The sequence below is a fragment of the Streptomyces cellostaticus genome, assembly GCF_023630175.1.
Lineage (GTDB): Bacteria > Actinomycetota > Actinomycetes > Streptomycetales > Streptomycetaceae > Streptomyces > Streptomyces cellostaticus_A.
Genome location: NZ_JALLIN010000010.1, coordinates 1 through 20,671, shown reverse-complemented (window position 1 = coordinate 20,671; position 20,671 = coordinate 1). Strand labels below are relative to the sequence as shown.

15 protein-coding genes are annotated in these 20,671 nt (G+C 73.6%); 5 read left to right on the top strand and 10 right to left on the bottom strand.

Translation table 11 applies throughout. The annotated features are described in order from the left end of the window. Positions 1-71 precede the first annotated feature (71 nt). The 8 genes from fxsT to MXD57_RS08525 form a co-directional block, all read right to left on the bottom strand. Positions 72-3,074 carry an FxSxx-COOH system tetratricopeptide repeat protein gene (gene fxsT, locus MXD57_RS08560; RefSeq protein ID WP_250400721.1) on the bottom strand — a complete coding sequence of 1,001 codons (3,003 nt, stop codon included), beginning with the start codon at positions 3,072-3,074 and terminating at the stop codon, positions 72-74. Positions 3,075-3,148: 74 nt separating this feature from the next. Beyond that, entirely contained in the window at positions 3,149-4,435 is a 1,287-nt protein-coding gene (locus tag MXD57_RS08555; RefSeq protein WP_250400720.1) for an aKG-HExxH-type peptide beta-hydroxylase, read from the bottom strand. Then, positions 4,432-4,704 (bottom strand): hypothetical protein, encoded by a 273-nt coding sequence (locus MXD57_RS08550; RefSeq protein WP_250400719.1) that lies wholly within the window; start codon positions 4,702-4,704, stop codon positions 4,432-4,434. Before MXD57_RS08550 ends, MXD57_RS08555 begins: the two co-directional genes overlap by 4 nt. Positions 4,705-4,795: 91 nt before the next feature. Next, positions 4,796-8,215: an SAV_2336 N-terminal domain-related protein gene (locus MXD57_RS08545; RefSeq protein WP_250400718.1), complete on the bottom strand. Its 3,420-nt coding sequence runs from the start codon at positions 8,213-8,215 to the stop codon at positions 4,796-4,798. A 7-nt stretch (positions 8,216-8,222) separates the two neighbouring features. Then, positions 8,223-9,239: an AAA family ATPase gene (locus MXD57_RS08540; protein WP_250400717.1), complete on the bottom strand. Its 1,017-nt coding sequence runs from the start codon at positions 9,237-9,239 to the stop codon at positions 8,223-8,225. Positions 9,240-9,464: 225 nt separating this feature from the next. Further along, positions 9,465-11,969 (bottom strand): VMAP-C domain-containing protein, encoded by a 2,505-nt coding sequence (locus MXD57_RS08535; RefSeq protein WP_250400825.1) that lies wholly within the window; start codon positions 11,967-11,969, stop codon positions 9,465-9,467. A 14-nt stretch (positions 11,970-11,983) separates the two neighbouring features. Beyond that, positions 11,984-12,394 (bottom strand): CU044_2847 family protein, encoded by a 411-nt coding sequence (locus tag MXD57_RS08530; protein ID WP_250400716.1) that lies wholly within the window; start codon positions 12,392-12,394, stop codon positions 11,984-11,986. A 78-nt stretch (positions 12,395-12,472) separates the two neighbouring features. Beyond that, positions 12,473-12,652 (bottom strand): DUF6104 family protein, encoded by a 180-nt coding sequence (locus MXD57_RS08525; protein ID WP_153482227.1) that lies wholly within the window; start codon positions 12,650-12,652, stop codon positions 12,473-12,475. 143 nt (positions 12,653-12,795) lie between these two features. Here MXD57_RS08525 and MXD57_RS08520 point away from each other — a divergent pair, with 143 nt between their 5' ends. Beyond that, positions 12,796-13,713, top strand: a complete 918-nt coding sequence (locus MXD57_RS08520; protein WP_250400715.1) for a DUF4097 family beta strand repeat-containing protein — start codon at positions 12,796-12,798, stop codon at positions 13,711-13,713. Between the two features lies 1 nt (position 13,714). Beyond that, a complete protein-coding gene (locus tag MXD57_RS08515) occupies positions 13,715-14,788 on the top strand; it encodes a PadR family transcriptional regulator (protein ID WP_250400714.1) in 1,074 nt (357 codons plus the stop codon). 71 nt (positions 14,789-14,859) lie between these two features. On the opposite strand, the gene MXD57_RS08510 is transcribed toward MXD57_RS08515, so the two are convergent. Continuing rightward, positions 14,860-15,825, bottom strand: a complete 966-nt coding sequence (locus MXD57_RS08510; RefSeq protein ID WP_250400713.1) for a zinc-binding dehydrogenase — start codon at positions 15,823-15,825, stop codon at positions 14,860-14,862. Positions 15,826-16,070: 245 nt separating this feature from the next. Continuing rightward, positions 16,071-17,291: an NAD(P)-dependent malic enzyme gene (locus tag MXD57_RS08505; protein ID WP_250400712.1), complete on the bottom strand. Its 1,221-nt coding sequence runs from the start codon at positions 17,289-17,291 to the stop codon at positions 16,071-16,073. A 567-nt stretch (positions 17,292-17,858) separates the two neighbouring features. Here MXD57_RS08505 and MXD57_RS08500 point away from each other — a divergent pair. From MXD57_RS08500 to MXD57_RS08490, 3 genes are read left to right on the top strand one after another with little or no spacing between them, the layout of a single operon-like run. Continuing rightward, on the top strand, positions 17,859-18,818 hold the full coding sequence (locus MXD57_RS08500) for an ABC transporter substrate-binding protein (RefSeq protein ID WP_250400711.1): 960 nt from the start codon (positions 17,859-17,861) through the stop codon (positions 18,816-18,818). A 32-nt stretch (positions 18,819-18,850) separates the two neighbouring features. Next, the gene (locus MXD57_RS08495; RefSeq protein WP_250400710.1) at positions 18,851-19,780 is read left to right on the top strand and encodes an amino acid ABC transporter permease; all 930 of its coding nucleotides are present in this window, start codon (positions 18,851-18,853) and stop codon (positions 19,778-19,780) included. Next, positions 19,777-20,574, top strand: coding sequence for an amino acid ABC transporter ATP-binding protein (locus MXD57_RS08490; protein WP_284505277.1), 798 nt, complete (start codon positions 19,777-19,779; stop codon positions 20,572-20,574). The genes MXD57_RS08495 and MXD57_RS08490 overlap by 4 nt, the downstream gene beginning before the upstream one ends. Positions 20,575-20,671 lie beyond the last annotated feature (97 nt).

Sequence of the window (20,671 nt, the reverse complement as noted above, 5' to 3'; positions counted from 1 at the left end):
GTCGTCCGGAATGTGCGCGGCTGCGGGTGCGTGGGGTCGATCGCCCGGTTCCCCGCGCCCTTCGAGGTGCTTCAGCCCAGGTAGGGCTCGAAGTCCCAGTAGGGGCGGGTCCGCTGACGGGCCGAGATGGTGTGGGGGTGCTGGGCGCCCAGGGTGCGGGTCAGGCCGAGCATGCCGTCCTCCTCCAGCTTTCCGGCCTCCTCGTGCTCCCGCGCGGCCCGCAGGTCGGCGGCCAGCGCCACCTGGCAGGAGAGCGTGAGCGGGTGCTCGTGCCCCAGCGTGTGCCGCGCCCGGCGCAGGGTCTCCCGGCTCAGCTCCACGGCGTCGGTGATCCGGTCGCCCAGGTTGCGGGCGCTGGCCGCGTTGAGGGCGCAGCCGAGGACCCAGGGGTGGTCCGCGCCGAGGGTGGCGGTGAGGCCCGCGAAGGACGCCTCGAACATGGACAGGGCCTCGGCGCGTTCACCGGCGGCCTGCATGACGAGACCGGTGTTGGAGAGCATGCCGGTGGCGACCGGGTGGGCCGGGCCGAGCAGTGCGCGGTAGCCGGCCTCGGCCCGGTCGATCAGTTCCCGGGCCTGGGCGAGGTCACCGTGCTCCCGCAGGTAGTTGCCGTAGTTGGTGGTGAACGCCAGCGTCCGGTAGTGCTCACGGCCGTGCACCTGGGCGAACTGGTCGAGGAGGCTCGCCATCTCGGGCCCCAGGTCCTGGGTGTGGCCGCCCTCCCGGCGGCGGCACATGACGAGCTGGCCACGGGCCGACAGGGTCTGCGGATGCCGCGCGCCGAGCACCTGCAGGCTCAGCCGGACCACCGTCTCCTGACGGGCCAGCGCGTCCCGGTACCGGCCCAGCAACCGCAGGTCGTGGGCGACGGCGCCGCCCGAGTTCAGGGTGCTGATGTGCCGGGCGCGCAGGACGTTGTCCCGGCGGGCGAGCGTGTCCAGGTCGAGTTCGTACGCCTCCTGGTAGCGGCCGAGCAGGCGCAGTCCGACGCCGTGGTTGTGCCGGGCGATCAGGGCGGGGCCCTCGTCCGGGCCGAGCAGCCGGCCGTAGCCGTCGAGGACCTCGGTCTGCAGCTCGTGCGCGTCGTCGTAGCGGCCCAGGTGGCGCAGGCTGGCGGCCATGGCGCCCTTGGTGGACAGCTCGGCCAGTTCGGAGGGCGCCTCGGCGTCACCGAGGCGCTGGTGGACGGCGCGGTCCAGCTCGTAGGCGTCGCGGAACCGGCCGCTGGCCCGCAGGATGTTGCTCTCCTGCGTGGTCAGGTCGAGCATGGGCTGGGCCAGCGGGTCCATGATCCGGGACCAGTGGTCGCGGATGCGCCGGGCCAGGTCCAGACCGCCCTTGTACTCGCCGCTGCGGTAGCAGTAGCGCAGGCAGTTCAGCACGGTCTCCTGGACGCGCGGCTGGGCGCTGCTCAGGGCGCCCGAGGGTTCCAGGTGGGGCAGCAGCTCCGCGTACCGGGGCCAGTTGCGGCTGTCCAGCGGGTTGCCGGGGTCGGCCTGGGCCAGCAGGGTGCGGACCGCCTGGCGGTGCACCACCCGGCTGTCCTCGCTGGTCAGCTTGGAGACGATGTCGTGGACCAGCCGGTGCATGTGGACCGACTCCTGGTGCGGGCCCATCTCGACGCCGACCGGGCCGCGGGTCTCCCGGGTCAGCACCGAGTAGTTGACCAGGGTGTCCAGGGCCCGGGTCCAGGCGGTGAGGTCGCTGGACATCCAGCGCAACTGCTCGGGCAGGTCGGCGTGCGGGTAGGCGCGGATGAGACCGAGCGGGATGCGCCCGGGGGCGAACGAGGTGCACAGGCCGAGGATGTCGATGGTCTGCGGCTGGGCGCCGCGCAGCCGGTTCAGCAGTATCGACCAGGACGTCATGGACGAGCGCGGGAAGCCCTCACCGGTGGCGGGCTCGTCCACGGTGGACAGCCGGCGCTCGCGGACCATGCGCAGGTACTCGGGCACCTCCATGCGCGACTCGCCGAGCCAGGAGGCGGCCTGGACGAGCGGCAGTGCGACGTCACCGAACTCGGCGGCGACCTCGTCGGCCTCGACGGCGCTGATGTGCGGCGCGCGGCGCAGCAGATAGGCGGTGGACTCGGCGCGCAGGAACGCGGGAATCTCCAGGATGTCGGTGTGCTCGCCCCAGCCTCGGTTGCGGGAGGTGACGAGGACGTGGCCCGCGCCCTGCGGGAGCAGGGTGTCGACGCCGTCGGTGTCGTCCCAGCCGTCGAAGATCAGCAGCCAGCGGCCGTAGGGCTCGCCGCGGCGCAGGGCCTCGCGGACGGCCCGGATGCGCTCGCCGGGTTCGTTGCCGACGCGCAGGCCGAGCTCCACGGCGAGTTCGCCGAGCCGGTCGCGCTGGATGTTGCGGTCGTCGGAGTTGACCCACCACACGACGTCGTAGTCGGTGCTGAACCGGTGCGCGTACTCGGCGGCGAGCTGGGTCTTGCCGATGCCGGACATGCCGAGCAGCGTGCACACGGCGGCGCCCCGGTCGGCGTCGGCGAGTTGCTGGTGGAGGCCGGTGAGCAGGTCGTCCCGGCCGGTGAAGCGGGGGTTGCGGCGCGGGATCTCGCCCCAGATCTCGCACCGGTTCTCGGGGTAGCGGGCCCGGTGGGCGACCGGCCGCGGCACCCGGCGGCGTTCCAGGCCCAGCCTTCGCATCAGCCGCTCCTCGGCGGCCTCCTCGCTCAGGCCCCACAGGCTTGCGGGTTCGAGGACCGCGGTGGCCGGCAGCAGTGACCGGTTGGTGAGGTTGACGGCGGCGAACCGGTCGGCGTTCGCCGCGACGAAGCCGCGCAGGGCGTCGTTCCACTCGCCCGGCGGGCGCGGTCCGAGTTCGAAGAACCAGTCGTCCAGGACGAGCAGCACCGGGCCCGAGGCCAGCAGCAGGTCGGCGAGGGAGTCCTCGAGCGCGGTCTCGCGCGGCGGGTCCCAGCGTTGCAGCGTGGCCTGGTGCCCGTGGCTCTCCAGGCACTGGGCGATCCAGGCCGCCCAGGCCCGGTGGTAGCCGGGGAAGACCACCAGGACGCGTTCGGATGCCGGGGCCCCGTCCCCGCCCGACCGCCGCTGTTCCGCCATCGCACGCTCCCTGTTCCCGCCACCGCACTCTCACGGCACACGCTAACGCACAGAAATTACGCCCCTGCGGAGCGTCACAGCACATTTTGGGCCGTCACACCCAGGCCGGCGTGATGGCGTTCCATTCCTTGGACGAACTCCCTTCCCGCTGGGGTAAGTTCATCGGATTCCAGCAGGAGGGACAAGGCCTGCCCCACCTCCTCGCGCAGTCCCTCGAACCGCTCACCCGCCCGGCGCCGCCACGCCGGGGCCGCCCCGGCGCCGGTGCGCACCCGCCACCACAGGTCGGTGAGCGCCAGATGGGCGTACGCGCCCTGCAGCACGGCCGGTACCGGTCGGGGGTCGGGGCGCCAGCCGACCCGGTGCGACGCACCCTTGCCCGGCCGGCACAACGGGACCAGTTCGTCCAGCGCCGCCAGCTTGGTGTGGTGGGTCTCGTGCACCAGTGACTCGGCGAGTTCCCGCGCCGTGCCCGGGAGCTGGAGCAGCGCGGCGCCGGGCGCGGACCTCAGCGTGGCTCCCATCGGGGCGGCGCCGGTGTCCGGGGCGGCCAGCGGTACGACGGCGCGCAGTACGGCGCCGGTCTCGGCGGCGCGGCACCCGTCGACCGCGGTCAGCAGCTCGCGGGCCCGGCGCCAGCGCCGGGCCCAGGTGCCCCAGGGGCAGTCGCAGCGGTCGGCGGCACGCAGCGGTCCCGGGCCGGTGCCGGGCAGGGGGGTGCGGTACGGATCGAGGTCGTCGAGGCGCACGGTGCCGCCGGGCAGCGTGCGCAGTGCGCTCCAGCCGGACCCGTCCGCGGTCCGGGACGCGCCGGGCCCGGTCGGGGACGCCGGGTGCGGCAGGACCGCCTCGGTGTGTCCGCCGTCGTCCGCGATCCGCGCCCCGCCCGGCCCGCCGGCCAGCCGGACCCGGCCCGACGGGCAGCGCAGCACGCCGAGGCCGGGCAGCGCGAGCAGACCGGTGGGCACGGCCAGGGTCCCGGCCGGCGGGTGGCCCGCGCGGACGGCCGCGGCGACGGCGACGCCGGCCAGGTGGGCCAGGTGGCGTTCGAACGCGGCACCCTGGGGTGCGGCGAGCGCGGCGGCCAGCCAGGCACCGGTCGTCGGGTAGTCGAGCACCTCACGGACCGCGGCGGGGCCGGTCCGTTCCGCGGCCGTCAGCAGTGCCCAGGCCCGCTCGAAGTCCCGGCGCACGGCGGGGTCCAGGAGTCGGCGCTGGCGGTCGGTGCGCACCAGGAGGGACTTGAGGAGCAGCATGCGACGTGCGTGGATCGCGGCACGCAGTGTCCGCGTACCCCGGGCGGCGGGGCGGGTGCCGGCGAGTGCCCCGAAGTCCTCGGCGGGTATCGGCGCCGGGGTCATCTCCGCTCGTCCGGGAGCCGGCCGGGTTCGGCGAGTCCGGCCGAAAACATATCCACGGCGGGCGGGTGCACCTCGCCCTCGCCCTCTCCGCTGTGCCAGACCTGCTGGCACCCGGTGGCATCCCGCAGGACCCGGTCGACGGCGGCGGTCAGGGCGGGATCGTCGAGAAGCCGCAGGGTACGCAGGTCGACGTCGGTGAGGTCGGACAGGTTCGCGGCACGCCCGACAGCCCGACCGGGGGCGGCCACCCCGCTCCACTGCTCCGCCACACTCGGCTCCTCCCTGCCCGCGAACGGCCCGCTCCGTCGCCATGGCTGCCCAGTTCTTCCCGACAGCCCGGAAGTGGAAACCCTGACCAGATCAAGTCCGGTCAGGTTCCGACCGGTTCGCCCACTGACCGGTCCACGGCCACCAGGGCGGAGCGATCCGCTCCCATTCCCCGTCCGGCAGCCCCCGCACCGCCCCCGTCGGCTCCTCCCCCGTCACCGGCTCCGCCCGCCGGGTCAGCTCGACGTCCGCCCAGTCGACCTGACGCAGCGCCCCGACCAGCCGCTGCCACTGCTCCCCGGCGGCCTGGAAGGCCGCGCGCGCCGCGGCGGGCCGGCCCATCAGGGCCAGCACCACCCCGGTGCCGTGCCGGGCCCGGGCGGAGGTCGCCGAGCCCGGATCCGCCCCGTGCGCGGCCCGCGCCGCCCGCTCCGCGTTCTCGTACGCCTGCAGGGCGTCCATCAGCACCGGCGCCCCGGCCCGGCGCCAGCCCTCCAGCCGCACCCGGCCCAACTGCAGCCAGGCCTCGGCCCGTACGGCTTCGTCGGCGGCCGCGCGCACCGCCTGGCCGAGCAGGTGCCGGCTCTCGAACAGGTCGGGCAGGAAGCCGAGGTGACGGAAGCGCTGCGCGAGCGCGCTGCCGACCAGGCCCTGCAGTCGCCCGCGGTGCGGGGACCGGGCGGGCAGCGCCTGCAGGGCCTCGCGCAGTACGTACTCGGCCCGGTCGACGATCCGCGCGCCGTCGCGCGCGGAGGCCCGCCGCAGCAGTGACTCGCCCCAGGAGGTGAGGAGCCGGCAGCGCAGGGCGCCGTCGGCGGGGGCGAGCAGCACGGCCCGCTCGTAGGCCTCGTCGGCCTCCGGGGCCTCGCCCGCCGCGTCGTGGAAGGCGGCCAGCGCGGCCAGGGTGGGCAGCAGCAGATCGGGGTCGTCCCCGGCGGCCCGCCGGGCCCGCAGCAGCGCCTGCCGGGCCTCGCCCTCCTCGGCCCCGGCCTCCCGCAGCGCCCGCGCCAGGTCGAGCAGGGCGGGTCCGCGTACGGCGTCGGGGGACCGCTCCAGGTCCAGCGTCGCGCAGGCCTCGCGGAGTTCGCCGACGGCGGCGGCGGGGCGCCGCAGGTCGAGCAGGATCCGGCCGCGCAGCAGCAGCCGGGACCGGTGGGCGGTGACGGGCCAGGGCACCTGGCCGGTGTCCGCCGGCCCGCCGTGGCGGGCCGTCCCGTCCGTGTCCGGGGCGGCCCGCTCCGTGCCGCCAGCCGCTGTCCCGTCCCCCGTCTCCGGGCCGGTCCGGGCGCCGGGCCCGGTGCCGTCGCGCCGCGCGGAGGTGTCCTGACCGGCCCGGTGCCCGGTCCGGGTCCAGGCCCGTGCCCGTTCGGCCAGGGGCGGCCAGGGAGCGGTCTCGGCGACCAGGACCCCCAGGGCGGCGCCGAGTTGGTCGCCCTGCTCCGTCAGGCTCCACAACTCACGGCGGCAGGAGGCCAGTTCCAGGGCCGCGTCGGCATGTTCGCGGCCGCCGGCGCCGGCGGCGTGCGCGGTGGCGAGTTCGGCCACCGCCTCGCGCAGCAGCTCGGCGCGGCGTCCCGCCGTACGCGCGCCCGCCGTACCCGCCTCGGCGCGCAGGATGCGGCCGAGGACCAGGTGGGGCCGGACGGTGGCGCCGGTGCCCGGGAGGAGCGCGGGGGCCGGGGCGGTCGCGGCGCGGGCCTGTTCACGGGCGCGGCGCAGCACCTCCGGGTCGGGCAGTTGGTGCCACTGGTCGAGCAGCCGCTCGGCCTCGGTGAGCGGATCGGGCGTGACGAGGTCCGGCAGGTAGAAGCGCAGGACGCGGGCCGGGATACGGGCGAACAGCTCGGCCTCGACCCCGCCGCCGTCCTCCGGCGCGGCGGCGTCCGGCGGGACCCGACCGGCCCCGGCGGACGGGACGTGATCGGCGAGCCGGGCCGCGGCGAGCGCGGCGAAGTTCCGGGTGCCCCGGCCGAAGTGCCGTTCGACGTAGGCCGAGCAGTGCTTGAGGACGAGCCCGGCGGTGTCCTGGTCGAGGGAGGACAGCAGCAGGTTCTGCACCCGGCCCGAGTAGGCGAAGCAGGGCTGTCCCGCGGTGCCGGGGAGCTGTCTGAGCAGCCCGCCGAGCAGCACCTCGGCCAGCTCCATGGGCCCGGTGTCCGGCAGCATCGCCCGCTGGACGAGCTGCATCACGGGCAGGGTGAGCGGGGCCGCGGCCAGGTAGACCGCCAGCCGTACGGCGCCGGGCGAGGCTCCGGCACGGAAGGCCCGCAGCAACTCGTCGTCGCTGCGCGGCTCGTCGTGGACGGGCTCTCGGCCGTGGACGTCCGAGGGGTCGTCGCACTGCGACGGGCCGGCGGCGTACGACGGATCGCCGTCGTCGGGGGCCGCACCGGCGCGGCCCCCTGGCGCCGGACCGGGGCCCGGTTCGGTGAGGGCCGCCCAGGCCCGCTCGCGGACGGGGCCGCTGCCGCCGAGGAGCCGGGCGAAGACCTCGAAGGCCTCCGGGGTGGGCTGCAGCACCGGTACCGGCCGGGCGTGCGGCGTGGGTTCCTCCCAGGGCTCGTCGTCGGGCTCGAAGGCGAGCCGGGCGGCGACCCCGTCGGGGCGCACCAGCAGGCCCGGTTCGGCGGGCAGCTCGGTACGGCCCCACAGCCGGGGCGGCAGCGGCTGGACGACGGCCAGCGTGCCGGTGCGCGACCACTGGTGCAGCAGCCGTTGCGCGCTGCCGTTCCGCCACAGCGGGCCCACGCAGTCACTGATGACGAAGGTGAGCCTGCGGCCGGTGGGATCGTGCAGTTCCTCGGCCGGCCGCAGCCGGGTGTGCCGTCCGGGACCGGCGGTCGTACCGACGAGGAGGACGCCGGAGTCGTCGGCGTGCAGGTGGTGGACGCGGACGGAGGCGAACGCGCCGGACTGCTGGCAGGCCTGCCGGAGTTCCTCGACCAGTTGCCCCCAGACGGCCATGCTGGGCCCGGTGTCCACGAGCAGTTGGACGTCGCAGCGGCGGTCGCGGCCGGGCCGGGTGACCGGGAGCAGGATGCCGCTCGCGGCGGCCCGCTCGGCGGTGGCCTCCTCGTCGATCCGCTCGTCCCGGGGTGGTGCGGCGGCGACCTGGTAGCGGCCGAGGGCGCGCAGCGCCTTCTCCAGGCCGAGCAGTCCGGGCAGGGCGCCGGCGGCGGGCGCCCGGACGGGCACGACGGCGGCGGCGTCGCCGTCCGGGCGCGCCGCGGGGCCGGGGGTGAGCAGCGGCACCGGGGCGGCGGGGGCGTCCGTCCGGGGCCGGGGCGGCTCGGGGGCGTCGCTCGCCGCTTGCGCGCCGGCGGGTAACGCGTCCGGTCCGACGGCGGGCGGGTCCACCGGACCGGGTGCGGACCGCCGTCCGGGGGCGTCACGGGGCGGGGCCGGGCCGAGGCGCCCGGCCAGCCAGACCGCGTCGGCCACGTCCTCCGCGGTGAGGTCGAGCCCGCCCTGGCGCAGCTTGCCGATCAGCTCGTCCAGGTGCATCCCGGGCATCCGTCCCTCACCTCGTGCGGTCGAGCGGCTGCATGAGCATCTCGGCGATCCGCTCCCGGGTGAGGCTCTGCGCGCGCGGGTCGTGGCGGGTGAGGAACAGGGCGTTGAGGAGCTGGTCGGCGGCGAGCACCTCGCCGGGTTCGCGCTCCAGGAACCTGCGGATGAGATCGGCCCCGGCGGCGACACCGTCCGTACCGAGGTGGGCCTCGACCATCGCGGTGAGCTGCTCCTCGCCGGGCGGGTCGAGCTCGAGCTGGATGCAGCGCCGCAGCAGCGGGGCGGGGAAGTCGCGCTCGCCGTTGGACGTGAGGACGATCATCGGGAAGGCGGTGCACGCGATCCGCCCGCCGTGCACGGCGACCCGGTCGCCGTCGTGGGTGAGTACTTCCACGACGGGTTCGCGGTCGGCCAGCCGCTCCAGCTCCGGGATGGCGAACTCGCCTTCCTCCAGTGTGTTGAGCAGGTCGTTGGGGAGGTCGAGGTCGCTCTTGTCGAGTTCGTCGATGAGCAGCACGCGGGGCTGCTCGGCGGGCAGCAGGGCGGTGCCGAGCGGCCCGAGCCGGATGTAGGAGCCGATGCCGGGCGCGGCCGTGCCGCCCTCGCCCCCGCGCGCCCGCTCGAGCTGGACGTCCTGGAGACGGCCTATGGCGTCGTAGCGGTAGAGCCCGTCCTGGAGGCCGGTGCGGCTGACGATGGGCCAGCGCAGCACCTTGCCGAGCCCGAGTTCATGGGCGATGGCGTACGCCAGGGTCGACTTGCCCGTGCCCGGATTGCCGGTGACCAGCAGCGGCCGGCGCAGGTACAGCGCCGCGTTGACCGCGTCCACCTCGGCCGGCCGGGGCGCGTAGCTCTCCACCAGCCGGCGGCGGACGCCGAGCCGGCGGGCGCTGCTGGGGTCCTCGGGGCCGGCCTGCGCGCCGTCACCCCGCGAGGCGGAGAAGTCGCGCCAGGGCGGCGGGGGCGGCAACCGCCGCATGCCGTCGTGCGACTGACCCACTCCGCAGTAGATTCGCCAGTCGTTCACCTCGGGCTCCTCCCCATTCCGGTGATCATGCAGCGGGCCGGCCATCCGATCTGGTCCACGAGGCTACCGTCAGGCGGCCGTGCCCGCCGGGGTTCGAACGGCCCCGCGTCCGCTTCCGGGCTTTCCGAACGCCCGTGCCAGGGACCGGGGTTGACGGGACGTCCGGATGCGCCGGGGCGGACCGGCCGCGGGCCGTCGGCCGGGCCCGGGCGACCGTCCACCGGGTCAGCCGTCGGGAGCGGCCGGCGGCGGTGGCCGCATCGTCCCGGCGGAGCGCGGCGGGCGGTCCGGCGGATCGGACAGCACGGCCAGTTTCCCGCGCAGGCCCCGGGCCCGGGCCGACTCGGTGTCGTACAGCCGGATGCGCAGGTCACGCACCCGTTCGTGCAGGCCCTCGGCGTGCCGGGCGGCGCCCACCGCGTGGGCGGCCTGCTCATGGAAGTCCTTGCACTCGTCGTGATCGTGTTCGTCCCGGCGCCACAGCACCACCGGATGACCCGCCATCAAGGCGTCCCTCATCGCCGCCTGCCCCTCCCCGCTCGCCACGGGACCGCAGTAGATCGGAACACAGGTGTCGTCCAGCGCCGACAGGGTGCCGTAGTACAGGTAGCGGCCGCCCGAGCGGGCCACGGCGACGTGGCCGTCGGCCGGGTCCCGGCCGTGCAGCGGCTCGTGCGCGAGCGGTCCGCGGGCGACGCCCCGCCAGCGTCTGCGCCACTCCGGGGAGGGGGGCCGCCCGTTGCGCCGCAGGTCCCGGATGACGACGGTCCGGCGCATGCCGAGCGGCATGGACCGCTCGTCCACGAAGTCCTCGTCCTCGTCCTCGTCGTGGCCGTCGCCGGCCCAGCCGCCGGGGCCGCTGCCGCCGTCGCCCGGCTCCCGGTCACGGTCGGCGCGGCGGGCGCCCGGGCGGTCGGGCAGCAACTGCCACTCGTCCACCGGCAGGTCGAACAGCCTGCGGGGCAGGAAGACCTCGATCCGGGCCAGATGCTCACCGTGGTCCCCGAGGTCCAGGGCACGGTCCAGTGGCGCGCGCAGCGCCGCCTCGAGTTCGTCGACGCGCACCCCCCGGTCGTCGGCGTCGACCGGGGTGACGTCGAGGCCGTCGTGGATCAGCTCCACGCTCCAGGGGTGCAGCCCGCCGTACATGGCGGCACCGACCCTGACGAGTACGTCCGTACGGCCGGTGGCCACCGTGCCGGCCGTCCCGGCCGGGGGTTCCGGGGCGATCCGGGGGCCGGGGACGAACGGGGGCTCCGGCGCCGCCCGGAGCTCGGACGGGATCGGCATCACGGGCGGGATGGAGGGGGCGGCCGGGATCGGGGGTGCGGGTGGGATCGGGGACACGGCCGGGGTCGAGGGTGCGGCCGGGGCCTGGAGTCCGGAGGCCGCGGACGGCACGGTCACGGGAGCGGGCGCTGCGGCAGCGGCACCGGCAGCGGCCGGTGCGACCGCGGCGGTGCGCCCGGCGCCCGGCCCTCCCGCGGTGGCCCCACCCGTCGCTCCGCCCGGTTCCCCGCCGGTCACCGTACCCGGATCCCCGTCCGGCCCGCGGCCGTCGATCCCGTCCAGCAGGGCGCGGACGGCCCCGCTCACCGCCCAGTGCCGATGCCGCCCGGCCTGCGCGCCGAGCCAGTCCGTGAACGCGCCGAGCCGGGCCGGGTCGATCTCGCCGGGGCGCTCCCGCGCGGTCCTGCGCACCACCTTCGCCGCGTACAGCAGCACGGCGTCGAGATCGACCAGCGTGCCACCGCCGTCCGCGTCCAGGGTGCGCAGTCCGTGCAGCAGGGCCGCGCCCTCCCGCCAGGTCCGCACGTTCCGCGGCACCAGTGAGCGCAGCCGTTCGCCGCGCACCCGCTCCTTGACCTCCTCCACCAGGTGGACGATCTCGCCCGCTCCGGCGGGCGGCGGCAGCTCGGCGAGGTGGCCGTAGAGCCGGGCGCGGAGTTCCGCGGTGATCCCGGAGACGGGTGGCGCGAGTGCGGGCAGCCCGGCCTGCAGCGTGGTCCAGTTCGCGTACGGCGACGGGTCGTCCAGGAGGCGGAGATGGTGCCGGTCGTGCGCGCGCAGCACTTCGCGCAGGACGCCGGAGGTGTCGCGCCGGTCCAGCAGCTCGTGCAGGGCGGTGACCGGGACGGCGACGCCCTCCTCCCGCCGGCGGCCCTTGACGACGCCCACGACCGAGCCGTGCCGCAGGTCGAGCACGGGCCCGCCGGACAGCCCGCCGATCGGCAGGCTGCCGCCGAGCAGCAGCGCGCGGGCGTCGGACCCGACGAGCTCGCCGGTGCCGTGCCGGACGCCCAGCTCGCCGGTCTGCAGGGACCAGCCGTACAGCCCGATCGGTGTGCGGACGCCGGGCTCGCGGTCGCCCAGCCAGAGGCACCGCACGTCGTCCGCGCCCTCGACCCGGACGAGCGCGAGGTCGGGGAACGGCCAGGGGTCGCGGAACGACTCCGGTTCCCCGGGCCGGGGCGCCAGGAGCACGGCGGTCCCGCTGCCCGAGCGTTCCTCCCAGGCGTGGGCGGCGGCGGGTTCGGCAGTGCGTTCCTGCCAGGTCACGCGTAAGGCGCTCTCCCCTCGGCACACCGCGGCTCCCCCCTTCCCCACGACATGGGCACAGGTCAACAGCCAGCCAGGGGCGACGAAGAACCCCGATCCCCAGTACGGGTCACGGTCCGTTGCATACCCGTCACCCGTTGCGCCGATGCGTACGAGCGAGGGGCGCACCATCTCGTCGAAGGCGCTCATGCGGATCCCGGGGCCGGCGGGCGCGGGGGCACGGCCGGGCCGCCGGGTGGCGCGGGATCCGCGCCGTCCGCGGCCGTCGCCGGTTCCGTCCAGGTCAGGGACACCGTCAGGGAGGACGTGCCGCCGCCCTGCGCGATGGCGCTCACGATGCTGCCGGACTGCGCCGTCAGTTCGATTCCGAAGCTGACGGACACCTCCACCGCGGCCGGCGCGTCCAGACCGGCGCGCAAGGAGCGCACGACGCCACCGACCGTGCCGGCCAGCCCGCCCGCCATGTCGACGACGCGGTCACCGAACCCCGTGTCCCAGTAGCCGCCCCCGCCGGGCGCCTCGTCGTCCCGTCCACCGATCCTGGCCCAGACGACCGTTCCGTCGTCGAGCCGTACGCGTTCGACTCCTCCACCCATGACGCCCCCGTTCACCGAATGGGAGAAGAAGGCTAACTCCGGTGACGGGCGAGAGGGAGGGGCAACGGACGATACGGGCTACTCGTCGTCCTCGTCGTCCAGCCGGGCGAGCCAGGTCGCGAGCCGCTCCACGGGCACCTCGAAGTCCGGGTTGAGATCGACGAAGGCGCGCAGTTGCTCGGCGAGCCACTCGAAGGTGACCTCCTCCTCGCCGCGCCGCTTCTCCAGCTCCTCGATCCCGCGGTCGGTGAAGTACATGAACTGCCTCTCCTGCGAACACATCCAGCCCGTGTGGGTCCCCTACAGCCTATGCACAAGGTGCCTTGACTTTCCCCATCCGCGATATATCGTGTTTCACAGGAGACGCGATATGGCGTGTCCGCGCCGGCCAAGGAGGCCCCATGTCCGAGTGGTCCATCGCCGAACCCCAGAAGCTGACCTTCGACACCCCGGTGCACGAGCTGCACGTACGCATCGTCAACGGAACGGTGAACGTCGTGGGCACGGACGAGGGTTCCGCCCGCCTGGAGGTCACGGACATCGAGGGCCCACCCCTGATCGTCACCCATCAGGGCGGCACCCTCACCGTCGCCTACGACGACCTGCCATGGAAGGGCTTCCTCAAGTGGCTCGACCGCAAGGGCTGGCGCCGCAGCGCGGTCGTCTCCCTGGCGGTCCCCGCCGACACCCGCGTGGAGGTGGGCGTGGTGGGCGCCGGCGCCGTCGTCTCCGGGATGAGCGGACCTTCGGTGATCAAGGGCGTCACCGGCGACACCACCCTCGTCGGCCACTCCGGCCAGGTCCGCGCGGACACGGTGTCCGGCAGCCTGGAGGCCCAGGCCGTCACGGGCGACCTGCGGTTCAACTCGGTCTCGGGCGACCTGACCGTGGTCGAGGGTTCGGGCTCCTCCGTCCGGGCCGACTCGGTCAGCGGTTCGATGATCATCGACCTTGACCCGGACGGCCCCACCGACGTCGGCCTGACCAGCGTCTCCGGCGAGATCGCGATCCGCCTGCCCCATCCGGCGGACGCGGAGGTGGAGGCCAACACCGCGAGCGGCACGATCTCCAACGCCTTCGACGGGCTGCGCGTGCACGGCCAGTGGGGCGCCCACAAGATCACCGGCCGGCTCGGCGCGGGCAACGGCAGACTCAGGGCCACGACGGTGTCCGGCTCCATCGCCCTGCTGCGCCGCCCGGCGGGCGAGGACGAGCCCGACGCCCGGCGCGCGTCGGGCAGCGGCGCCCCGGCCGACGGCACGACCCATGCCACGACCGATGCCACGACCGATGGTCCGACCGACAAGAAGGTGCTCTGACATGCCTCCCGTCTTCGCCCACGGCCGCCTGCGCCTGTACCTGCTCAAGCTGCTCGACGAGGCACCACGTCACGGATACGAGGTGATCAGGCTTCTCGAGGAGCGTTTCCAGGGCCTGTACGCCCCTTCGGCGGGCACGGTCTACCCCCGGCTCGCCAAGCTGGAGGCCGAGGGCCTGGTCACCCACACCACGGAGGGCGGCCGCAAGGTCTACGCCATCACGGACGCCGGCCGGGCCGAACTCGCCGACCGCAGCGGTGAGCTGGCCGACCTGGAGCTGGAGATCCGGGAGTCCGTGGCGGAGCTCGCCGCCGAGATCAAGGCCGACGTGCGCGGCGCGGCCGGCGACCTGCGGCGCGAGATGCGCGCGGCCGCCTCCGAGGCCCGCCGGGGCTCCGGGAGGAGCGGCGGCGAGGCGGGCCCCCTCGGGGAGGGCGGCGACCTCGGCGACAAGGAGGCCTGGCGCGCCGCCAAGGAGGAGATGCGCCGGGTCAAGCAGGAGTGGAAGGAGCAGGCCCGCCGCGCGAAGGACGAGAGCCGTCGGGCCCGCGAGGAGGCCCAGCGGGCCCGCCACCAGGCCCAGGAGGCCCAGGCGCGGGCGCGGGCGCAGGCGCAGGAGGAGGTGCAGCGCATCGCCCACCAGGTCCAGGAACGCGTGCAGGACCACTTCACCCACGGCGACTGGCCCACCGGCGTGCGCGAGGGCCTGACCGAACTCGCCAAGGAATTCGGCGAGTTCGGGAAGGAGTACGGCAAGGAGTCCGGCAAGGGCAGGGGCTTCGGCCGGAGCCCGGAGGGTGCGGGCGCCGGCCCGCGCAAGCCGGCCTCCGCGGCGCCGGAGTACTCCACGACCCCGGAGGACTTCCCGGCCGGGTACGAACCGTCCTGGGCGCACGAGGCCCCCACCGGCGACCCGGCCCGCGACCTGGACCGCCTGCTGGACCGCTTCCGCGACGACATCCGCGACGCGGCCCGCGACCACGGCGTCACCGCCGACCAGCTCCGGGACGTCCGCGGGCACCTGTCGGCGGCGGCGGCCCACATCAGCGCGATACTGCGGCGCCCGAGGGTCTGACCCACCGGCTGCGGGGGCCCGTACGGCGGCGTGGTCCCGGCCTCACCGGGACCACGCCGCCGCGGGCACGATCACTCGTTCGTCAGGACGATCTTCCCGAACTGCTCGCCGGACGCCAGCCGTTCGAAGCCCTCGCGGGCCCGGTCCAGCGGGAGGATCTCGTCGATGACGGGGCGGACGCCGGTGGCGGCACAGAAGGAGAGCAGGTCCTCCAGCTCGTCCTTGGTGCCCATGGTGGAGCCGACGACCTTCAGCTCGAGGAAGAAGATCCGGGTCAGTTCGGCGTGCGAGGGACGGTCACCGCTGGTGGCGCCGGAGATCACGAGTGTGCCCCCGGGCCGCAGGGACCTCACCGAGTGGGACCAGGTCGCGGCGCCCACGGTCTCGATGACCGCGTCCACGCGCTGCGGCAGCCGGGCTCCCGACTCCACCGCCTCGACCGCGCCGAGCTCCAGCGCCCGCTTCCGCTTGGCCTCGTCCCGGCTGGTCGCGAAGACCCGCAGTCCGGCCGCCTTGCCGAGCACGATCGCGGCGGTGGCGACACCGCCGCCGGCGCCCTGCACGAGGACGGAGTCACCGGGCCGCACCCCGGCGTTGGTGAACAGCATCCGATAGGCCGTCAGCCAGGCCGTCGGCAGACACGCGGCCTCGGCGAAGGACAGCTCCTTCGGCTTGGGCAGGATGTTCCAGGTCGGCACGGCGACCTGCTCGGCGAACGTGCCCTGATAGCGCTCGGTGAGGATGGAGCGGGGCTCTCTGGGGCCGACCCCGTGGCCGCTCTGCCCGATGACGGAGTGCAGGACGACCTCGTTGCCGTCCTCGTCGATCCCGGCGGCATCGCAGCCGAGGATCATCGGCAGCTTGTCCTCGGCGAGACCCACACCGCGCAGGGACCAGAGGTCGTGATGGTTGAGGGAGGCGGCACGGACGTTCACGGTGCTCCATCCGGGCCGGGCCCCGGGGGCCGGACGCTCCCCCAACTCGAGTCCGGTGAGCGGCTGGTCGCGGTCGATTCGGGCGGCGTAGGCAGCGAACATGGGCTCGACGATAGGTGCGCCGTGCAGCCGGCGGAACCGCGGGGCGCTGTGACACATGCCCTCTTGCGCAGGGGCACCCGACCGGCGCAGCACGGCGCGCCCGCCTCCGGGCACCGCCCGGGCTCCCCGGGACGGGCGGGCGCACGGCCGGATGGCCGCGTCCAGCACGGCCGGGGCGCCGGGGACCCGGTGCCCCGGGCAGAAGAATGGCCCCGCCCGTTCGGGCGGGGCCATTCGGCACGACGTCAGCGACGGGCGACGCCCTCGGCCCGGGCGGCGGCCGCCACCGCAGCCGTCACCGCGGGAGCGACCCGCTCGTCGAACGGGGACGGGATGACGTAGTCGGCGGCGAGGTCATCGCCCACGACCGCGGCCAGCGCCTCCGCGGCGGCGATCTTCATGCCCTCGGTGATCCGCGTGGCCCGCACCTGCAGCGCGCCCGCGAAGATACCCGGGAAGGCCAGCACGTTGTTGATCTGGTTCGGGAAGTCCGAGCGCCCGGTCGCGACGACCGCCGCGTACTTGTGCGCCACCTCCGGGTGCACCTCCGGGTTCGGGTTGGCCATCGCGAAGACGAAGGCTCCCTCGGCCATGGAGGCGACCGCCGCCTCCCCGACCGTACCGCCGGAGACGCCGATGAACACGTCCGCACCCGCCAGGGCGTCCTCCAGCGATCCGGTGATGCCGGCCTTGTTGGTGAAGGACGCGAGCTCGCGCTTGACCGGCGTCAGGTCCTCCCGGCCGGCCGACACGACGCCCTTGCGGTCCGCCACCGCCACATCGCCGATGCCGGCCTCGACCAGCATCTTGGCGATGGCGACACCGGCGGCGCCGGCGCCCGAGATGACGGCCCGGAGCTGTCCGATCTCGCGGCCGCTCAGCCGGGCCGCGTTCCGCAGCGCCGCGAGCGTCACGACGGCCGTGCCGTGCTGGTCATCGTGGAAGACCGGGATGTCCAGGCGCTCCTGCAGCCGGCGCTCGATCTCGAAGCACCGGGGCGCCGAGATGTCCTCCAGGTTCACTCCGCCGAAGGAGGGAGCGAGCCGGACCACGGTCTCGACGATGTCGTCGGCGTCCGTGCAGTCGAGCGCGATGGGCACCGCGTCGACTCCGCCGAACTGCTTGAACAGGATGGCCTTGCCCTCCATCACGGGGAGGGAGGCCTCGGGCCCGATGTCCCCGAGGCCCAGCACGGCCGTGCCGTCGGTCACGACGGCGACCACGGAGGACTTCCATGTGTAGTCGTTGACCAGTTCCGGCTGCTCCGCGATCGCGGTGCACACGCGCGCGACGCCGGGCGTGTACGCGAGGGAAAGGTCGTCCTTGTCGCGGACCGGAACGGTGGCCTGCACGGCCATCTTGCCGCCGCGATGAAGCGCGAACGCCGGATCGAAGGAATCGAGGGGCTCGGCCCCGTCCTGATCCGCCGTGTTGTCGCTGCGAGGATTGACGATCTCCGCTGCCACTTTGTCTTACCCCTTAGGTATGCATGGTTTGAGGGTCGACCACTCCTGGTGAGGGGTGGGCGGGCACCGCGCAGGCCCGGTTACCGATACGTACGAGCGGCTGCGCGACGGGCGCGCCGCACACGCGCCCTGAGCCCCGGATGAGGGGTGTAAAGAACCTTCTTACCGGACGGACGGCACTGACGACGAGTCCATTAGGTGCAAGGTCACATCTGGGAACCAGAAAGCCACACGGGGGTGACATGCGACTGACAGGACGGTCACGCCGTTGGCAAGAGCCCTGCTGGATGGGAAAAACCACGATCTTCACTGACCACATGGTGAGACAGAGAGAAGTTTTTGCGGCCGGGGGCCGGAATCTCCGCAGATGGTCCGGGGTGCGGGGCCGGGAAGGACCTGTCCTGACGCGGCGGGAGCCTCACCCGTTATCCGATTTTGACATTGCGACTCCCCTGGATGGGCTAACCCCAATGGCAAGATGCCGTAAACCCACGAGGTCGCGGCACCCGAAGGTGTGTGTTTCCGTCGACCCATCGGCACCTCTCTCCACCCGCCGGAGGAACCACCATGACCGCAAGCTCCACCCGTCGTACTCCCGCCCGCGCCCGGACTGCAGCGGTCGGTGCGATCGCGGTCGCCGGCGCACTGATCCTCACCGGTTGCGGCGACCAGACGGACAAGGGCGGCGACGGCTCCACCACGTCGTCCTCCGCCAACGCGCCGCTCGCCGACAAGCTCCCCGCCGACGTCAAGAAGGCCGGTGTCATCAAGGTCGGCTCCGACATCGCATACCCGCCGGTCGAGTACATGCAGGGCGGCAAGGCCGTCGGCATCGACCCCGACATCGCTGACGCCCTCGGCAAGCAGCTCGGCGTGAAGTTCCAGTTCCAGAACGGCAAGTTCGACCAGCTCATCGTGGGTCTGCAGAGCGGCCGGGCCGACTCGATCATGTCCGCGATGAACGACACGAAGGACCGCCAGAACGGCATCGACTCCGACAACGGCAAGAAGGTCGGCAACGGCGTCGACTTCGTCGACTACTTCACCGCCGGCACCTCGATCCTGGTCCAGAAGGGCAACCCGAAGGGCATCAAGACGCTGGACGACCTGTGCGGCCAGGTCGTGGCCCTGCAGCGCGGCACCACGTCCGAGGGCATCGCCAAGGCGCAGAACACCAAGTGCAAGAAGGACGGCAAGAAGGCCATCACGCTGCAGACCTTCGACACCGACCCCGAGGCGCTCCTCCGGCTGAAGCAGGGCGCGTCCGTCGCCGACCTGAACGACTTCCCCGTCGCCGCCTACAACGCCAAGACCTCCGGCGGCGGCAAGGACTTCGAGGTGGTCGGCGAGCAGATCGAGGCCGGTCCGTACGGCATCGCGGTCAGCAAGGACGACACCCAGCTCCGTGACGCCATCCAGGCCGCCATGAACGCCATCATCAAGAACGGCGAGTACCAGAAGATCCTCGAGAAGTGGAACGTCACCCAGGGCGGGGTCACCGAGGCCAAGATCAACGGCGGCTCCTGAACAGTCTCGGGCAACATTGAAGGGCTGTCACTGTGACTGACACGGTCGACAAGACTCCGGCGCCGTCGGTGCCGCCGGAGCAGATCAAGGCCATCCCGGTGCGCCACTACGGCCGCTGGGTGGCCGGTGTCGCCGTCATCGCCATCCTGGTGCTGATCGGCGTCGCCTTCTCCAACGCGAACATCAACTACAGCATCATCCCGGACTACCTCACGGACGGAACGATTCTGTCCGGTGTCTGGCACACGCTGTACATCTCGGTGCTCGCGATGGTCCTGGGCCTCGCCCTCGGCATCATCCTCGCGGTGATGCGCATGTCCTCCAACCCCGTCACCAGCAGCGTGGCGTGGGCGTACATCTGGCTCTTCCGCGGCACCCCGGTTCTGGTGCAGTTGCTGCTCTGGTACAACATCTCGCTGGTGTTCCCGATCCTCAACCTGGGGTTCTACAAGGACGAGATGAACCAGGTGATGACCCCGTTCCTGGCGGCTCTGCTGGGTCTGGGTCTGAACGAGGCCGCCTACATGTCGGAGATCGTCCGGGCCGGCATCCAGTCGGTCGACCTGGGCCAGACGGAGGCCTCGCACGCCCTGGGCATGACGCAGGGCAAGACCCTGCGCCGGGTGATCCTGCCGCAGGCGATGCGGGTGATCGTTCCGCCGACGGGCAACGAGTTCATCAACATGCTGAAGACGTCCTCGCTGGCCTACTCGGTGCAGTTCCCCGAACTTCTGAAGCGGTCCACGGACATCTCCAGTACCTCGCTGGCGGTCGTGGAGATGTACTTCGTGGCCTCGATCTGGTACCTGATCCTGACCACGGTCTTCAGCATCGGCCAGTACTACCTGGAGCGCCGTTACGCCCGCGGTTCGACGCGCAGCCTGCCGCCGACCCCGTTCCAGCGCCTGAAGAAGAACCTCCGTCTGTTCGGTTCGTTCCGCCGCCCGGAGGTGGCCCGATGAGCAGTCTCAGCAAGGACGTCGCCCGGACGAGCGACGGCCCCATGGTCAAGGCCGAAGGCGTGCACAAGTCCTTCGGGCTGGCGCACATCCTCAAGGGCATCGACCTGGAGGTGAACCCGCGTGAGGTCTTCTGCCTGATCGGCCCGTCCGGCTCCGGCAAGTCGACCTTCCTGCGGTGCATCAACCACCTGGAGAAGATCAGCGCCGGCCGGCTGTACGTCGACGGCGACCTGGTCGGATACCGGCAGAAGGGCGACAAGCTCCACGAGCTGAAGGAGCGGGAGGTGGCGGCACAGCGGCGGGACATCGGCATGGTGTTCCAGCGCTTCAACCTCTTCCCGCACATGACGGCCCTGGAGAACGTCATGGAGGCGCCGGTCCAGGTCAAGCGCGAGTCCAAGGCGACGGCCCGGGAACGCGCCGAGCGGCTGCTGGACCGGGTGGGACTGGGCCCGCGCAAGGGCCACTACCCCGCGCAGCTCTCCGGCGGTCAGCAGCAGCGCGTCGCGATCGCCCGCGCGCTGGCCATGCAGCCGAAGCTGATGCTCTTCGACGAGCCCACCTCGGCGCTCGACCCGGAGCTGGTCGGTGAGGTCCTGGACGTCATGCGGGACCTCGCCGAGGACGGCATGACGATGATCGTCGTCACCCACGAGATGGGCTTCGCCCGTGAGGTCGGCGACTCGCTGGTGTTCATGGACGACGGCGTGGTGGTGGAATCGGGCCACCCGCGCGAAGTGCTGACGAACCCGCAGCACGACCGGACGAAGTCGTTCCTGTCGAAGGTCCTCTGAGCATCGGGGACGCGGTGAAGGGCCGGTGGGGGGGGGGGCCCCCCCCCCCCCCCCCCCCCTCCCCCCCCCCCCCCCCCGCCCCCCCCCCCCCAGGCCG